Below are 15193 nucleotides of genomic sequence, written 5' to 3' on the forward strand. Positions count from 1 at the left end.
AAAAACAAGGCATGCGGGCTACGCCGTGTTTTGCGCGAGTCTCGGAGAGGTTGATCTCCGAGGGCGCGAGCGTAGGGCGCAACCGTCGCGTCGCCTTGAGGCAAAAACAAGGGGCGAGTCGTAGGGCCAAAAGCAGAGGGGCTACTACAAGCGCGCCGGCGCGGCGGCTCTCTTCCAGCCGGTCAGCGATATGCCGGTTATCTTAGTCCAGACCTTGGGGTCTATTCTGAAGGACTGCTCTATCCTCTCTCTGTGGAAGTTGTTATACGTACAGAAGGGTATCACACGGCCGTCCGGCGTCGCGTAGTGGATATCGCAACGCTGTATTCTCTCCACGTCGAAGTTCATAACGTCCATGAAATGCATTATGCCGAGGCCGACTATGTTGAAGAAGAACTGGCCCAACGAATCGTAGTCCTTCTTGACTAAGAAGTCTTGTATGAGCCCCCTTATCTTCTTGTGCTTAACTGTGCGCAACAACTTCATGGCTTTCGTGGCCGCTACGGCCTTCCAGACAGTCCTCCCCCTCTTGGCGGTCTTATATACGTCCCACGCTATCCTCTCGAAGGCGTCGACGTCCACGAGCTTAGTTATCGGGTAGATCCTCTTTTCGTCCTCGTCGTAATATATGAACGTAGCGGCGCCGCATACGGGGTTCATGGAGAACAAGGGCTTCGGCGAATCCGTCAACGCCTCGACCATCTTGGCCACGGCGACCGGCCAATTCGTGGGCCTCCAGTCCCACCTACTGATGAGCCCGTTGGTCTGCTTCTCGATCTCTATTATGGTATCGGGGATGGTGATTCTGAGCTTTCGCAGCTCCTCCTTGCTGTACAGCCTAGCGCGGCCCGCGAAGGAGACGGGCTGTATGTTGATCCACCTTATCACGTCCCTGTTCTGTATTGCGAAGTCCAGTATCTTGCCTAAGTCCTTATCGTTGTAGCCCTTGGCCAAAGTCACGACGGGGACTATCGATCTGTGGCCGAGCTTTCTGGCGACCTCTATCAGCTTGCGCCTAACGGCTGCGTAGGCCTTGGGGTTGTACATGCGATGTCTCACGACTCCCTCGTTGCCCTCGTCTATTGTGTCGAATTGTAGGTACAACGTTGAGAGCCCTGCGTCGAGGAGCGCCTTGTAGAACTCGGGCTCGTTGGCGAGCCTTATGCCGTTGGTGTTGACCTCCACGTGGGTGAAGCCCAGCTTCTTGGCCATTCTGATTATCTCGGGCAAGTCGTCCCTCAAGGTAGGCTCGCCTCCCGATATCTGGAGGGCGTTCGGCGGCCAAGGCCTCTGCGCCCTCAAGGCCCTTAACATGTACTCTATCTGCTCCAACGTCGGCTCGTAGACGTAGCCGGCCGCGCCCGCGTTGGCGAAACACACGGGACACGCCATGTTGCATCTGTTCGTGACGTCGATAATTGCGAGGACCGTATCGCTCTTGTGTACTGGGCACAGCCCGCAGCCCATGGGGCAGGAGCCCATCTCCGTGTAGAACTGTAGATCCGTATAGGGGTTTGCGAGGCCCTTGGCTATGTACTCGGGCGCATCCCACTGGAGGAAATAATAGTACATCTCGGCGTCGCCCCAATAGAGGTCCTCGAATACGCCGTGTTCGGGACAGACCTTCTTGAGCCATATAGCCCCGTTTTCCTCGTAAACCACCATCGGTATTCTCTTGTTGCAGACAGGGCATACCGAGAGCGAGGTCTTGACGACCCTTGTGTGCTCGGGCAGGGCGAACTGCCTCTTGACCGTGTTCTGCCACGCTTCGTTGAGCAACGTAGCCTTATATCTGCCGGGCAGATTAAAACGGCTTAAATCGACCAATTTGGCCGGCCTTACGACCTCCAGCACCTGCTTGCTCATAGCGCCCCCCAAATGTCGGCTTAAAAATTTTTTAACGAAATTCCGTAAATTTCGTGAACAAGGCCCTCAAGGCCTTCGGCCTCGACGAAAAGGACTTGGCGATATACGCTTTCTTGGTGGAGAGGGGGCCCTCGACGGCGAGGGAGGTGGCGGAGGGGGTAGGAATGCCGTATACTAAGGTATACCAGCGCCTAGAGGCTCTCGAGGTCCGCGGCTTCGTGGAACGCGTTGAGGGACGGCCCGCCAAGTACTCGGCCAGACCGCCGGCCGAGGTCTACAAGGGGCTTGTCTCGCTCGCGTCGTCGGTCCTCAAGGCCTTGAAGGAACAACTGGACTTGCTCCAGACTCTTTACGAGTCCAGACATGGAAGGGCCTCCGCTACCTTCATAGCGCTGATAAGGGGCGAGAAGGTGTTCGGCCTTATAGAGGAGGTGATAAGGTCGAGCGAATCGGCGGTATATGTTGCATTGCCCTACGCAGAGCTCGTCGCGCCCGGCATTATTTCGGCAATAGAGGAGGAGTCTAGGAGGATAGAGGTCAGGCTCTTGGTAGCCGAGAGGATAGCCAAATATATAGATCTGCCGCCGCGCGTCGAGGTGAGGGCGCTCGACGATATGTTCGGAGGCGGGGCGCTGGGCAACTCCGCTCTTCTCGTGGTGAAACACGGAGAGGGCTTACTCGGCATACACAGCAACGAAAAATACCTCCTCGATATAGCCAAGACCTATTTCAACTATCTATGGGATAAAGCCAAGCCCGTTCGGAGCTAACGCCTACCGCCGATTAAGAGGGCGCTTGCTTGATCGCCATGAGGGCCGTCCAGCGGCCAGGGGCGCTAATGAGATAAACCGATGAGAGACGAACGATCGTGATGACCCATTGGTGAGCCCCTTGATGGATGATAGAGGTCTGGAGCACTGATTATAAATACACGTACTCGGTCCACTCGAGCTGAGGATAGGAGGAGACTAAGCCGGCCACTATGCGTCTATAAAGCTCCTCGGTCTCCACGACTTTGGCCTTGGTGAACGACTCGCTGCCCTCGACTTTGACCACGACTCTGTACCTCTCCCCCGACACCCTCCTGGCGATCACCGAGATAGCCTCGACGATAGGCGGCATGGCCATAGGCGGCGGCCTCTTGGCCACATACTGAGGCGGTATGGGGCTCGCCCTAGCCATTATCTTGCCTATGCCCTGCGCCGGGCGTCTGCCACGCCCTCTGCGGCCCACTATGTGTATTAACGAGGGGCGCGACCTCAGCGCGAGCAGATACAACAAAGTAGTGTAGTCGAAGGCCTTCTTGAGCGCCTCCACGGACTCTAGCTTGATCTCCTTCGCGTCCAGCTCGAGGGAGGGCCTCCTGCAACCGTCTAATTCCTTGGAGATGAACTCGATGAGACTTTCGTATAAGTTAACCGCGTCGTATAGCACGACCACCTTGCCGTAGTCGTTGAAGGCGAGGCCGTACGGCTCCACCTTAGCTACGACGTAATTGTCGCCTTTGTAAACCCCTATTTCGCCGAGGTCTGAGACCACAAACACGCCGCAGTTATCGTGCATCGCCCTAATCCTTCCCCCCAAATATATGTTTAGTCGTCACCTCAGGCTTGCCCTTGTCTCTCGAGAGCTCTATCACCTCTACGTCTACGCCGTTGGCGGCTACTTCTCTGGGCAGCTCCTCGGTCTGAGTCGCCACCACTACCTGGTACTCGTTGCCGAGAGATGCTATGAGCTTAGCCAAGGCAGACCTCACGTGGGGGTCAACATACGGCAGGGGGTCGTCTAGTAGTAAAAATCCCAGCTTCGGCCGTAGCAACTCGCGTATTGATATCACGAGCGATAGGGCCACTGCCAGCCTTTGTCCATCGCTTAGCCTAGATATCCCTATTACGTTGCCGTCGGCGAGCTTCGCGTCGACCTCGTATGCTTTATCCCTTAAGGAGAGGTCCACGGACTCGATGTCCTTATATGGGTATATCTTGGCGAAATTCTTGGCCAACTCATTCTTGATTTCTTTAATTATTCTTTCTTTAATATTTTGTTTTAGCATATCTAATTTATTAATTATATTACTTAATCTATTATACGAATATATATATTTGTCAAGTTTAGACCTCAACGCGTCCAAGTCTTCGTCCACATAGTTCAAGACCTCGGAGAGCTTCCTAAGTTCGTCGTATATATCGGCTTTCCTCTTCCTTATCCTGGACAACTCATCGGAGATCTTCTGGAACTCCTCCTCGGACTCCAACACGGTCCTTCCGATGCCTAGGTTCCTCAGATCGCGCTCCAGCGCCTCTAGCTCCTCTCGTAACCGCCTCGCCCTTAAGGCCTTGTTGTACCTCTTGGATACCTCTTGGATGGCCTCTGGCGTGACTTCCTTCAAGAAGCTTGTCAAGAGCTGGAGGCGTTTCGAGATCTGCGCCGCCGACTTCGTTGCTTGCTCCAGCCTGGCGCGGACTCTGTTGGCCTCCTCCGAGAGCCTCTTGAGCTCATCCTTGGCCTTGAGGTATTCGGACACGGGGACTAGCAGAGACTCGAGCTCCTTGTACGCGCCCTCGAGGGCCTCGAGCTCCTCCTTCGTCTCCTCCATCTGCCTCAGCTCTTGCGCGTATACGCGTTCGAGTTCGCTCAACCTCGATGCCGCGTTGGCTTTATCCAGCCTCGCCCCGCACACGGGGCAGAAGTCGGCGTTGGTCTCAAGCACATAAGCCAAGACGTGTCTAAGGGATGATATGTAGCTGGTCCTCCTCTCGAGCTCCTTGGCCTTCTCCCTCAACGCCTCGAGCCTCCTCTTGGCCTCACTCGGCGCTCCGTATTTCTCCTCGAGTTCCTTGAACCTCTTATAGGAGGCCTCGAGTTGTTCGATTCTTATTCTCAACTTAGATATCTCGGCCTCCAGCTCGCTCAACCTAGCCGCTAGGGACCTCCTCTGAGCCTCCGTCGACGACAACGCCTCCTCCAGGGCCGATCGCGCCTTGACGAGCTCGCCGTAGGCGTCCTGGAGAAGCTCGGCGAGTTTGCCCGCATCTGGCTCCTTGGAGATACTCTCGATCACTTGAGGCCCTACTATGTGCTCGAACTCGGACAAAACGCCGACGAACTTATCCCTCAGCTCCTCCATTTGGCCCAGCTCGGCCGTTAAGGCGTATCCGGACTCCTCGAGGAGCTCCAGCTCCGACTTAGCTCTATAATATGCCTCTATCTTGTCCTGGACGTTTGCTATCTTGTCCACGTACTTCTGCCTCTCCTCCAAGAGTCGCCTATACCTAGACGCCAGTTCCTCCTCCTTCTTGGATATCTCCTCCAGCTCTTTCTCGAGCGCGGCCCTGGCCTCCTTGAGCCTTGTCAAGTTTCCATATCTATCTATTATATTTTTATATTTTTCATAAAATGATATTTTTATTTTTATTTTTTCTAATTCTTTCATTATATTTTTTATAGTATTATTTATGAGTCTTTGCGTATTCTCCAGCACGTCTATCTGAAGTATCTTATCTATAGTAGAGGTCCTCCTTAGCCTATCCCCGTGGATGAAGTCCTCGAGGGCGTAGTGGGATATGTATATCACTCTGTCGTAGTCGTCGCTAGAGACGCCGGTGATTTCCTGCAGTTTCCTCTCGGCCTCATCGTCGACGTATCGCTCATCGCCTATCCTCAGCTCCAGCTTGCCACGGCCTCTTCTGTTCAGAGTACGTCTAATTACCGCCCTCTCGGAGCCGGCAGATAGCTCGAGCTCCACCAAGGCCCCCTCGGCCTCTATGTTTATCAAATCGGCAAGCTTAGCTATCCTCCGCCTCACTTCCATTTCTTTGCCCAACAACGCGAACTCGATGGCTTGTAGCAACGACGATTTGCCGGCCCCTACTCTGCCCACTACGAAAGTCAACTGCGCTAGCTCGAAGCTGTATTCGCCGGAGTATACCTTAAAGTCCTTCAGCCTAATCCTCGATATCCTCCACATATACGCCCCACCGAGCTAAGATCTCCTTCATCTTCTCCTTGGCGGCCCTAGGGCCCGAGGACTTATAGGCCTCGACTAAGGCCAACACTAGATCGGCGTCGGACCCCTCGAGGTTCCTCCTCAACTCCTCCTCGATTATCTTGAAAAGATCCACAAATATACTATCGCCTTAATATTTACGCGCTCCTTCTCCTGAGCAGTTTAACCCATTCGTTCTCCGCTATGGACGACGGCGTCTGTTGCTCCGGCCGGCTCGGCGAGGGAGCGGGCCTCGCGGCGTATAGCTCGCGCCTTAACTCCTCTAACGCTTTATCCACATATGCTTTTAATTTCTTGAACAGCTCATCCTCGATCCTCTTGCCTTCCCTGCCCACGGCCTCGGCCACCGCGGCGTTGACGGCGTTTAGAATTCTGGCGAGATCTAGTTGTTGCGCTTGCCTTGGCCTCGCCTTGGCTTGTATCTTGATCTCGACCCCCTCTAAGCCCTTCGGCGGATCGACTGAGATGAGGCCGACGCCTAGAGCTCTTAGGTGTTTCGGGTCCACCAAAGGCAAGGCGTCCTTCAACACCGCTATGAACGCCTTGTCGAAGTCTTGTTGCAAGAGCTCGTTGATGCGTTTATATATTTCCGTCTCCTCGTAGAGATCTGCGAAGTGCATCTTGACGAATACCTTATTACCCCCATCGTAAAAGACCAAGTAATCGTCCTTCTCCGACTCGAGCTTAAAGCCGAGGACCTCCGAGAGGTATCTGATCAACAGATACCTAGCTAGTTCCACCGATTATGTACCAGCCCTCTTTATATATGTTGTCCCATTTAAGCGAGAGGGGCAAGGCGTATCCGTATATCACTGAGCCCCGCCACACGGAATACTGAGGCTCCTTGACCATCCTAACGCCCACCCTGGCAGCCAGCTCCTTGTTTACCTCGCCGAGCATTATCTTTATCTTATCTACGCTGTTTACGGCGTATTCCTCTAAGCCGGGGGGCACGTCCCACTTGAAGGCGCCGCCGCTTAATATCACGTTGGACGCTACTCTATCTTGGACCTCGACCGATACGCTCCGGAGCGACGACGTGATGGCCGACGCAAGGTCCATCTCGCCGTACAACGTCACATCGCCTATGACGGCGTCCTCTATCTTTATCCTGCTCTGGTCTATGTAGCTCTTGAACTCCTCGTGTCTCGGGTCGAAGATTATTTCTCCTATCAAGAAGCGCGTCCAGGCGTACTCCTTCGGTATCTCGATCTCTACAATAGGGGATAACTTCACCTTAGCCACGAACTTCTCTGGGTTAGATCTGGCAGTTGCAATCGCTTGTTCTAAGTCGCGGGGCACTAGGCCTATGGCCCTTTTAACCACCTCGGCCGCGTACTCCTCGCGAGCTATATCGCCATATCCCATATCCTTGAGTATCTCGCGGGTTATCGCGTTGGCCTCGGCGCCGCCACGGTTCAAGGCGACGAGGCCCTCCCTTATCAAGGCATAGGAGATCGGCGCGACTTGTATGTTGCCGTGGCCGCCTTCTATTATCACGCAGTTAACTGCATTTTCGGCTATGGCGACGGCCAACGGCTGGGGGAGCGCCGTGACGGCGTATATCGGGATCTCAGACGCTATCCTCTCGAACGTCTCGAAGAACCCTCTATACATGTAGTCGGGGGCAAGCGCCGATAGGGCTATGGAGACGAGCCATCCTCTGAACTCCGGATCCGCCACGGGGAATTGGGATAACGTGTAGCGCGCAAGCTCCCTTATGACCGTCCACGCGTCTTCGTCGTCTCGCCTCACAACTCCGTCCTTCAACGGATATTTCATATTGCGCTGGACGTCCCTGACGCTGGACAAGTAGTTCCGCACATCCTCGTCGCCGACAACTAGCCCTCTGGATAAGATGTCGGGCGGTATCCTCATCTTGACGGATTCCGGTATGTCGCGGAGGAAAAGGCCTCTGGTCTGTACTATTCTAGGCTCTGCTAAGGTTATGGGGCCGTATTTCGTGTAGCTAGTGCCGAAGTCCGCCCCGAAGACGTACTTCAGTCTGTAGCTGTCGCTGAGCTCCACCACGTTGGGTTATGCCGGTTTTATTTTTATACTCCCTTGCTCTATCATTATATCCACGGTGTCGCCCACATCTACTTCGCCGAGTGACTCCGCCTCTTCGTCCGTTAGCCAGATAGTGAGGCGGGGCACGGCGATCTTGTTGAGCGAGAAGGGAAGAGACTTCACTATCTGGGTCACTAACGGCATTATTTCCCTCGCCATCTGGGCCGCTTGCTCGTCAGGCGGCGACATGATAAGAGGGCCCGGGAGATCCCTCTCCTCGACAACGTCGATTTTAATATAACGAGTGCCGGTCGGGTCGCTGACTAGTTGTTTGCTGACCACAACGCCCTTGACGACGACCACAAGAGCGCGCACGGCCTACTAATTAAATTTATCTTGACGCGCGGAAGAGTCGGCGGGCGCTTCGTTGCTACGGCCCGCCTAAGGGCGCTGAGTCTGAAAAAAGTTATGCCATTTCGAGGACTACCTCGATCGCCGCGACTGTGCGCTCCCTGCCGCCTTGGCCTTGGACCTTGTCGCTGAGCAGCTTAACGTCGCGTATGTTGACCTTGCCGGGGAGGAAGCGGTCGCGCACCATCACAGCAGCCGCGACGGCCTTCGAGATGGCGGCGCCGCGCGCCTTCAACACCACCTTCTTCGTCCCGGCGTTGAACGCCATGACCGTGGCTATTATGTAGTTTGTCGTCGGTTTCTTCCCCACGAGTATTGTCTGTTCTGTTGCCGCCATGGACCGCCATACTAACGACCCTTTTTAAAGATTGTTGCGTGGTTCTCCTCACAGTCTTGTGGAGGCGCCCCGCGAGCTCGCGCCGAGGTGCAGATAAGCGTTAAAAACAAGACGTGCGAGCGTAACGCGTGGAGGATTTAATCTATAAAGCCGCCTATGGCAGAAGGCGGGAGGTTTTACTCGTATTATATAGCGAGGGCGCCGTGAGTTTAAATAAACTGAGGTCTAAGCTAGGGGTCTCCCCGTCTGCCCTCCTCTTCGACATATCGGCCTTGGAGGCGTTGGGGCTGGTCAAAAGGGATGGGAACATGGTGGAATTAACGGATAAAGGGGCTAAAGTGGCCTCGGTATTATCGTCGCTCGCCCCTCTGAGGGGCCTCTCGGCCTTGGAGGCGTTGGGGCTCAGGCCTCTCGTGGTCCCCATGTTGATCGCCCCACATTTAGAAGTCGCCGTGCTTATGTTATTAGCGGCATGGGGCGTTTCTCTATACATGTCGAGGGCTACACTTGCCGGTGTCATATACATATTTATTTTTAATAATATATTTTATAGTATTGCTATATCTATTATTTCTTTATCTATTATTATATTATTAATATATTTTATTTCGCATAGGAGGATTCATCCAATACATATTATAATAGGTTTATTTCCCTTATTAATATATCCTACTATTTTTTTAATAGTAAATAATTACTATTTTAATTATACTATGAAGTTTATATTGTTATTTTTAACATGTGGCACATTGGCTACCGTGACATCCTACGATGGGGGATATAAATACGAGGCCGCATTACTGGCTTACCTTTCTGGCATGTTCGCCTTACCGGTGCTAGTCTATCTTGCGCTACATGTTTATATATAGCCCGAGGGAGGACACCTACGTAACCTTGAGGCTAATATCGAGGCTGAGGGGACGTTTCGATATTTGCGTTGACGTAGGCGCCGGTTCTTGTGCGCTCTCAGACGCCTTGGCGAGGCTGTGTAGGATAGTAGTAGCCGTCGACATCAACCCCTACGCTTGCGCCTCATGTCGAAGACATGATGTATTGTGCTCCCACGGCCTATCGGCGGTGGCGAGGGCCGATCTAGTCGTCAGCAATCCGCCTTATCTGCCTCCGGAGGAGCCTCCGAGCGATTGGGAGGCCTTAGCCATATACGATTACGGGTTGATCAACCACGTGTTGAGGTGGGTCTTCGCACATAGGCCGCGCTTGCTCGTCTTGACCTTCAGCACCTTAGGTAGAGCCGACGCAATAGAGGAGGTAATCTCCGTGTTGGGCCGCGTAGTGGACAAGGAGGTGGCCCACTACTTCTTCGAGGACATAATCTCTATCGCCGTGGAGCCCCTACGCCCCAGGGCTCCTTGACGCGGCGCATTCCGCATCACGCAACTCGGCGATGGGCTCTGCCATATGGCGTCTATACAAAAGCGTGGAGGGGGTTCGAAAAGGTCGTCTAGATGGCTATAAACCGATGGGCTATCACTGGCGTTGGGGCTCTAGCCTCTGGAAGTTCTTGAGCCTTATATGCAACAAGGACTCCAGGATATCGCTTATGTACTCGTTTATCCTCACTGCGCTGTCCCTAGCCAAAGAAGTTGCTGGATCTGATAAGTCCATCTCCTTCCTCATTTTGAGAGACCACTCGGTCAACTCCTTATATAATGTAGCGAGCTTCATATCGTCTAGGCCTCCGCCGAATAGCTCCAACAACGCCCCCATGTACTCCACGGCCCTTTCGAGAATAGGCTTGACTATTCTCAAATCTATCTTTTCTTCTTGATTAATATAGGATATCTTACATATATGATCTGCTATTCTTTCTATGGATTTAGCTATTATTGTATACTCAACTAGATCTCTGGGATCTTCTACTTTCAACTCAAGCATTATATATCTCGATATAGCGGCTCTCTTCAATTGGCGCTCTACCAGCCAGTAGAGCCTATCGATCTCGTCGTCCCTCTCTGCTACGTCCTTTAAGAGTTCTATATTATCGGTGTCCAGTCCTCTGATGAGATCCATCAGCATGTTGTCCGCCAACTTGAGCATTTTGTACACCACGTCGTTAATCGCCAGCTCGGTGGCGGCCACCATCGCTTGCACTACCAGCTTATCGCTCGACTCCTCGGTTATCTCCATATCTATGACCCGCCTTCTCACGAAGTCCTTGAGGTGTTTTCGGAGCTGGGTAGCGCCAGGGGCGAACTTGAAGGTTATCACCTCGGCCCCGGCTATGTACACGGACATGAATATCTTCTCGAGCTCCTCCAAGCTCATCTTCTCGCCAACTTCTAGCTCCACGGCGAGCGAGGCGCGTCGCCCCAGTTTACGCGGGATGAGGATTAACGTGTTGTCGGGCTGAGGCACTATGAGCACTTCATCCCCAGGGGATAGATTAGTTCGTCGAGCCCACTCCTTAGGTAAGCTAACGATAAGCGTCGCGCCGCCTGTCAACTGCACCTTACGGACCTCGCCCTCCATGGTACTATCTAGAAGACCTATATATAACTATTTATTGCATATACTTACGCCCTAGATATATACAGAACTTCTTTATATTTATAGTTTTTATTTTAATTAATTAATTAGATTATAAATTATTAATTTTTAATTTATGTAACATTAATTTAAATATTTTAATTAGCAGAAGGCCTTCCAAATGTCCTCACGGCTCATTTCAGACGTGTGCGCCGGTCCTCTAGGCCGTAAACGGGCGGTCGACTATTTGAGGACCTCCTCGAGGGGCCGCGGCGTCTTAATCGATGAACTTCCCCTTCTTAATTTTATCCCGAAGGTAATCGTGGAGGAACTTAAGCCCATGAGTCGATAACGCCTCTATTTCGACTTTTTTCCTCTTCTTCAAGAACAAGTTTATCTCTTGAGTCCACTCAGGCTTCTGGAACCAAGGATATCTGAGCAGCTCTTGTGCCCTCTTTACGTCGCGATCGTTAGCTGCTATGACGTAGTTGTCCGAGATCTTATAGGCGTCTATGTCAGTGGCCGTTAGCCCGAGGAACTTGGCTTCGGGCGTGGCCAACCGCTCGCTTTCGTAGCTGAGTTTTATAGAGCCGCTTTTATAGACACTATATATATACCATCCATAAGGATCGCCGTCCGTCAGCACGTAGACCGGTAACTTGTACTCTTCATTGAGCCTTCTTATGAAGCGCCTCGTCGCCCGATCCGGCATGCCCTTGGCGGTCACCAATATCGCGTTTTCCTGGCTCCAGAACTTCTCCCGAACTAGGCGTTGGAATATGGCGTCCTTCTCGATGACGAGCACGTAGGCCGCCTCTACCTTCACGATCTCGAGCGCGTCGACGTTGACGGGCAGGCTGAGGGCAGTCTCGCCGAACTTGCTGGCGTCTAGCTCATAGCCTTGCGATCTGACGATTATGGGTCCGACTACCTTGCCCTTGACGTCGGCCGACACGCCCATCTCCTCCCTCAAGACGTTGGTGGCCACTTCTATATCCTCGATAACCGAGTTGGACTCGCTTTGTTCGTCCCAAGTGTTCTCCCTATGCGTCCTCCCCAGCGGATCCTTGAAGACTATGGTGTGCTTACCGTTGTAGTACAAGTCGCGTATCGTGGGGTATACGTCCTCCCTTATCGCCTCGACGATTAGCCTCAACATTAGGACCGTCTGCATAAACCTCCTCGCCTCTTTCACGTCGAGGAACCTCCTGTGTATCTTCTCGGGGCCCAGCTTCAGCATTTTGGCCTTCTCGTCCCAGATGGTGTTGCTGAGGGTCCTCGCAGGTATCTCCATCACGGGCTCCTTCTGCTCCAGCACGGTCTTGGTGAGCGCGAGGCCCCATCCCTCTAGTCTTTTCAAGAAGTCCTCGCGATTTGTCACAAATCGGCGTGTCGTCCAAGATTTAACGTTTAGCCGCCGCTACGAGCCCACGGCCAAAACGACGGGCCGCTACTCGGCTACGGCCTCTGTTTGTCCTTGCGGGGCCGACGCTATGGCGCGTTTGATTAAATCCTCCGCCGCGACGCCGAGTTTTGTCTCTATCAGCCTATTGAGGCTCTTGGCTATCGCCTCTTTATCCTCGCGGGCAATCACTGATAGGTTGTAGGCGATCTCCTCCACGTATTTAGCCAACGAGATGTACTTGTTGAGGAGCTCCATCTCCTTCTCCTTCTTGGACAAGTATATCCTCAACTTCCTCGCAGCGTCCCTCAAGGCCAACCTCATCTCCTCCTCTATCTCTTGTATCTCCGCTATGGCCTCCTTGCCGGCCGAGGCGTATGGCACCTTGGTGGAGCAGACATGTATTATCACCGCGAGGGGAGCCGGGAACTTGATCCTGTAATTCTCCCAGTGGAACTCGTCGACGACTTTCCTCGCTACGTCCGCCCCCTCGTCGTAGAGCAACGGTATCTTGTTGGCGTATCTCAATAATATGGGTTTATCCACAGGCGCTATCTGACCTCCCCAAGCTATCGCGGCCTCGACTATAAAGGGATGACCAGAGTAGCTACTCGGCTTCCTAGTCACAGCGAATACGGCCTCGGCGCCTAATATGGACTTAGCTCCGACTTCGAGTAGCTCCGGCCCTGCCGGCGATAACCAATCGGCCCTAGGCCTCCTCCAGCCCTCATACGCCTTCATCTTCTCCACCAACGCAATCAATTCCTCTTGCGTCAAGGACCCGGCCTTCCTCGAGGGGTCTATCCCGGCCCACTCTAGGAACGACTTGGCTAGCCCCTCACCAACTCCGTCGAAATTATTAATCAAGAACTCGGCGAGAGTCGCCTCCTTGTTCTCGGCTATCATCTGCTTCACCGTATCGACATCTACGCTCTTGGGATGAGGCAAGCCCTCCTCGGGAGGCGGCGGCATTCTGATGGTGCGCCTCTTCAAGAAGAGCTCGAGGTCAGGTCCCTTGAAGTATATCTCGGCGTAGGGGGATATTATGGCAGTCCTCTTGAGATATTCCTCTATCCTCTTCTTGGAATTGAGCCAATTGCCCTCTATAACTACTTTAACGGCAGTTCCATGCCATTTATATTTATTTTCATATTCTTTTTTATCAATTATTATAGGTTCATTCTTAGTAGTATCTATCATAATTCTATATTCATATATTTTGTCAGAACGCAATGTGGCGGACCTAACCGAAAGCGGCTTGTTTGTAGTGCTCTGTGCATACAACACGACCATCTTAAGGCCGAGCCCGAACACGCCTCTATGCTGTTTTATTTTGTACTTGGAGCTGTAGAAGACTCGCCCGAACACGTTGGGGATCTCGTGGCCCGGTATCCCGACGCCGTTATCCTCGACGTATACCGAATACCAACTCTTGGCCTCGTCGACTGGCTTTATGGAGATTGATATATTCGGCAATATGCCATAGGGCTCGGTGGCGTCTAAGCTGTTCTCCACTAATTCCCTAACTGTCTGATAGAGGGCCCTGGCGGGGTTCTGAAAACCGGCTATTTCTCGGTTCCTCCTGAACCACTCTGCGACAGGGAGCGCCTCATAGGAATAGGTGATGGTCACATGGGGGGTAAGTGGGGCTCTTATAAGTGTATTCGGCGTTATTTACCGCGGCCAGATGGGGGCGGCCCTTGCTCCGTCGGGAGTCAAGCATGCCTATAAGTTATGCGGCATCGCTCGGGCCTTGGGCAACCGCGTCGCGTGTCTGCTCTTGGACGCATTTAGCGACTCTTATTACCTTCGTGGCAGCGTCAGGCGCGTCGAAGCCGAAGACGTAGCCGTTCGCCTCGATGCCGAGGCCTCCTCTGTCGAAGACCACGTCGTAGCGGTCCGCCCTCATGGCCTCTACGATGTTCTTAATCGACTCCTCCTCGGTGTTGCTCGGACCTACTATTGTATATTTATAATTATTATTTTTAAAACAATTTATAATTTTATTGTCATATTTTATATTTATAACAGCTTTTATATCTTTATGTATTTTATTTATATCTAATATCAATTTCCCTAAAAACCTTGAGCCCCATAGCTGAGGCTCCGACGTAACGACTAAGGTCTCGCCTACGACGGATATTCGGCCCGGATACCCCATAGGGCCCTCTTCGCTTAACTCCACTATATTCATTAAAACTCTAGGTACTAAATTTATTATATATTTATTTGATTTAAGCATATTAAAACTTATATTTATTTTATTTTTAACTTCATTTATAATTGATATATTTTTGCATATATCGCAGTTCTTCAAATACGGCACAACGCGTCTGTGTATCTCACAGAACCTCAAAGTCGATAACAGAGATAGGGCGAAGTTGTTCACGTACTCTACAGCCTCCGAGAAGTTCTGTTGGTCTATCGCCGTCACTACGACCTCGACTATTCTGCGCACCTCCTCGCCTGATAGCCCTATCTCCAAGAGCCTCCTCTCGTAATGCTCATCGTCGAGCTTGAGATAGGCGCTTACGGCCGGCTGAGATATGCCGAGTATTTGGCCTATGCGGCTCTGCGAGAGGCCGCGCCTCGATAGTTCGTGAGCTATGAGGCCCTTCAACGGCTGGACGACTCTCTCGGACAACAACTCCAGAGGGAACACGGGATGATCGCA

The 15193-nt window shown here is 52.5% G+C and carries 15 protein-coding genes; 3 read left to right on the forward strand and 12 right to left on the reverse strand.

Going from position 1 to position 15193, the window contains the following annotated elements; all coding sequences use genetic code 11:
* Window positions 1–144: 144 nt before the first annotated feature.
* Window positions 145–1866, reverse strand: coding sequence for a tetraether lipid synthase Tes (gene tes, locus ACZ5PA_RS00250; protein WP_464930288.1), 1722 nt, complete (start codon window positions 1864–1866; stop codon window positions 145–147).
* Window positions 1867–1919: 53 nt separating this feature from the next.
* Here tes and ACZ5PA_RS00255 point away from each other — a divergent pair, with 53 nt between their 5' ends.
* Window positions 1920–2636 (forward strand): TrmB family transcriptional regulator, encoded by a 717-nt coding sequence (locus ACZ5PA_RS00255; protein WP_464930289.1) that lies wholly within the window; start codon window positions 1920–1922, stop codon window positions 2634–2636.
* 151 nt (window positions 2637–2787) lie between these two features.
* On the opposite strand, the gene ACZ5PA_RS00260 is transcribed toward ACZ5PA_RS00255, so the two are convergent.
* The 7 genes from ACZ5PA_RS00260 to albA all read right to left on the reverse strand — a co-directional run bounded on the left by ACZ5PA_RS00260 (window position 2788) and on the right by albA (window position 8630).
* A complete protein-coding gene (locus ACZ5PA_RS00260; protein WP_464930290.1) occupies window positions 2788–3429 on the reverse strand; it encodes a hypothetical protein in 642 nt (213 codons plus the stop codon).
* Between the two features lie 4 nt (window positions 3430–3433).
* Window positions 3434–5833, reverse strand: coding sequence for an AAA family ATPase (locus ACZ5PA_RS00265; protein ID WP_464930291.1), 2400 nt, complete (start codon window positions 5831–5833; stop codon window positions 3434–3436).
* Window positions 5811–5987 (reverse strand): hypothetical protein, encoded by a 177-nt coding sequence (locus ACZ5PA_RS00270; RefSeq protein WP_464930292.1) that lies wholly within the window; start codon window positions 5985–5987, stop codon window positions 5811–5813. The genes ACZ5PA_RS00265 and ACZ5PA_RS00270 overlap by 23 nt, the downstream gene beginning before the upstream one ends.
* 22 nt (window positions 5988–6009) lie before the next feature.
* On the reverse strand, window positions 6010–6612 hold the full coding sequence (locus tag ACZ5PA_RS00275) for a hypothetical protein (RefSeq protein ID WP_464930293.1): 603 nt from the start codon (window positions 6610–6612) through the stop codon (window positions 6010–6012).
* Window positions 6599–7903 carry a heat-shock protein Hsp70 gene (locus ACZ5PA_RS00280; RefSeq protein WP_464930294.1) on the reverse strand — a complete coding sequence of 435 codons (1305 nt, stop codon included), beginning with the start codon at window positions 7901–7903 and terminating at the stop codon, window positions 6599–6601. The genes ACZ5PA_RS00275 and ACZ5PA_RS00280 overlap by 14 nt, the downstream gene beginning before the upstream one ends.
* Window positions 7904–7909: 6 nt before the next feature.
* A complete protein-coding gene (locus ACZ5PA_RS00285) occupies window positions 7910–8245 on the reverse strand; it encodes an arcadin 1 (protein ID WP_464930295.1) in 336 nt (111 codons plus the stop codon).
* Window positions 8246–8348: 103 nt separating this feature from the next.
* Complete coding sequence (gene albA / locus ACZ5PA_RS00290; RefSeq protein ID WP_464930296.1) at window positions 8349–8630, reverse strand: DNA-binding protein Alba; 282 nt, start codon at window positions 8628–8630, stop codon at window positions 8349–8351.
* 128 nt (window positions 8631–8758) lie between these two features.
* On the opposite strand from albA, the gene ACZ5PA_RS00295 reads away from it, so the two are divergent.
* Both ACZ5PA_RS00295 and ACZ5PA_RS00300 read left to right on the forward strand, forming a co-directional pair.
* Window positions 8759–9499 (forward strand): ArsR family transcriptional regulator, encoded by a 741-nt coding sequence (locus ACZ5PA_RS00295; protein ID WP_464930297.1) that lies wholly within the window; start codon window positions 8759–8761, stop codon window positions 9497–9499.
* A 25-nt stretch (window positions 9500–9524) separates the two neighbouring features.
* Entirely contained in the window at window positions 9525–10004 is a 480-nt protein-coding gene (locus ACZ5PA_RS00300) for a methylase (protein WP_464930298.1), read from the forward strand.
* Window positions 10005–10118: 114 nt separating this feature from the next.
* Here the strand turns inward: ACZ5PA_RS00300 and ACZ5PA_RS00305 are convergent, their stop codons facing one another.
* The 4 genes from ACZ5PA_RS00305 to ACZ5PA_RS00320 all read right to left on the reverse strand — a co-directional run bounded on the left by ACZ5PA_RS00305 (window position 10119) and on the right by ACZ5PA_RS00320 (window position 15181).
* Window positions 10119–11120, reverse strand: a complete 1002-nt coding sequence (locus ACZ5PA_RS00305) for a PhoU domain-containing protein (protein WP_464930299.1) — start codon at window positions 11118–11120, stop codon at window positions 10119–10121.
* Window positions 11121–11394: 274 nt separating this feature from the next.
* A complete protein-coding gene (locus tag ACZ5PA_RS00310; protein WP_464930300.1) occupies window positions 11395–12498 on the reverse strand; it encodes a DNA topoisomerase IV subunit A in 1104 nt (367 codons plus the stop codon).
* Window positions 12499–12567: 69 nt separating this feature from the next.
* Entirely contained in the window at window positions 12568–14151 is a 1584-nt protein-coding gene (locus tag ACZ5PA_RS00315) for a DNA topoisomerase VI subunit B (RefSeq protein WP_464930301.1), read from the reverse strand.
* A 100-nt stretch (window positions 14152–14251) separates the two neighbouring features.
* Window positions 14252–15181: a thiamine-phosphate synthase family protein gene (locus ACZ5PA_RS00320; protein WP_464930302.1), complete on the reverse strand. Its 930-nt coding sequence runs from the start codon at window positions 15179–15181 to the stop codon at window positions 14252–14254.
* Between the last annotated feature and the right edge of the window lie 12 nt (window positions 15182–15193).

This window comes from Thermoproteus thermophilus (genome assembly GCF_055392855.1).

Coding starts and splice junctions, on each gene's coding strand:
- tes (WP_464930288.1), bottom strand. CDS start 1,866: ATGAGCAAGCAGGTGCTGGAGGTCGTAAGGCCGGCCAAATTGGTCGAT.
- ACZ5PA_RS00260 (WP_464930290.1), bottom strand. CDS start 3,429: ATGCACGATAACTGCGGCGTGTTTGTGGTCTCAGACCTCGGCGAAATA.
- ACZ5PA_RS00265 (WP_464930291.1), bottom strand. CDS start 5,833: ATGTGGAGGATATCGAGGATTAGGCTGAAGGACTTTAAGGTATACTCC.
- albA (WP_464930296.1), bottom strand. CDS start 8,630: ATGGCGGCAACAGAACAGACAATACTCGTGGGGAAGAAACCGACGACA.
- ACZ5PA_RS00305 (WP_464930299.1), bottom strand. CDS start 11,120: ATGGAGGGCGAGGTCCGTAAGGTGCAGTTGACAGGCGGCGCGACGCTT.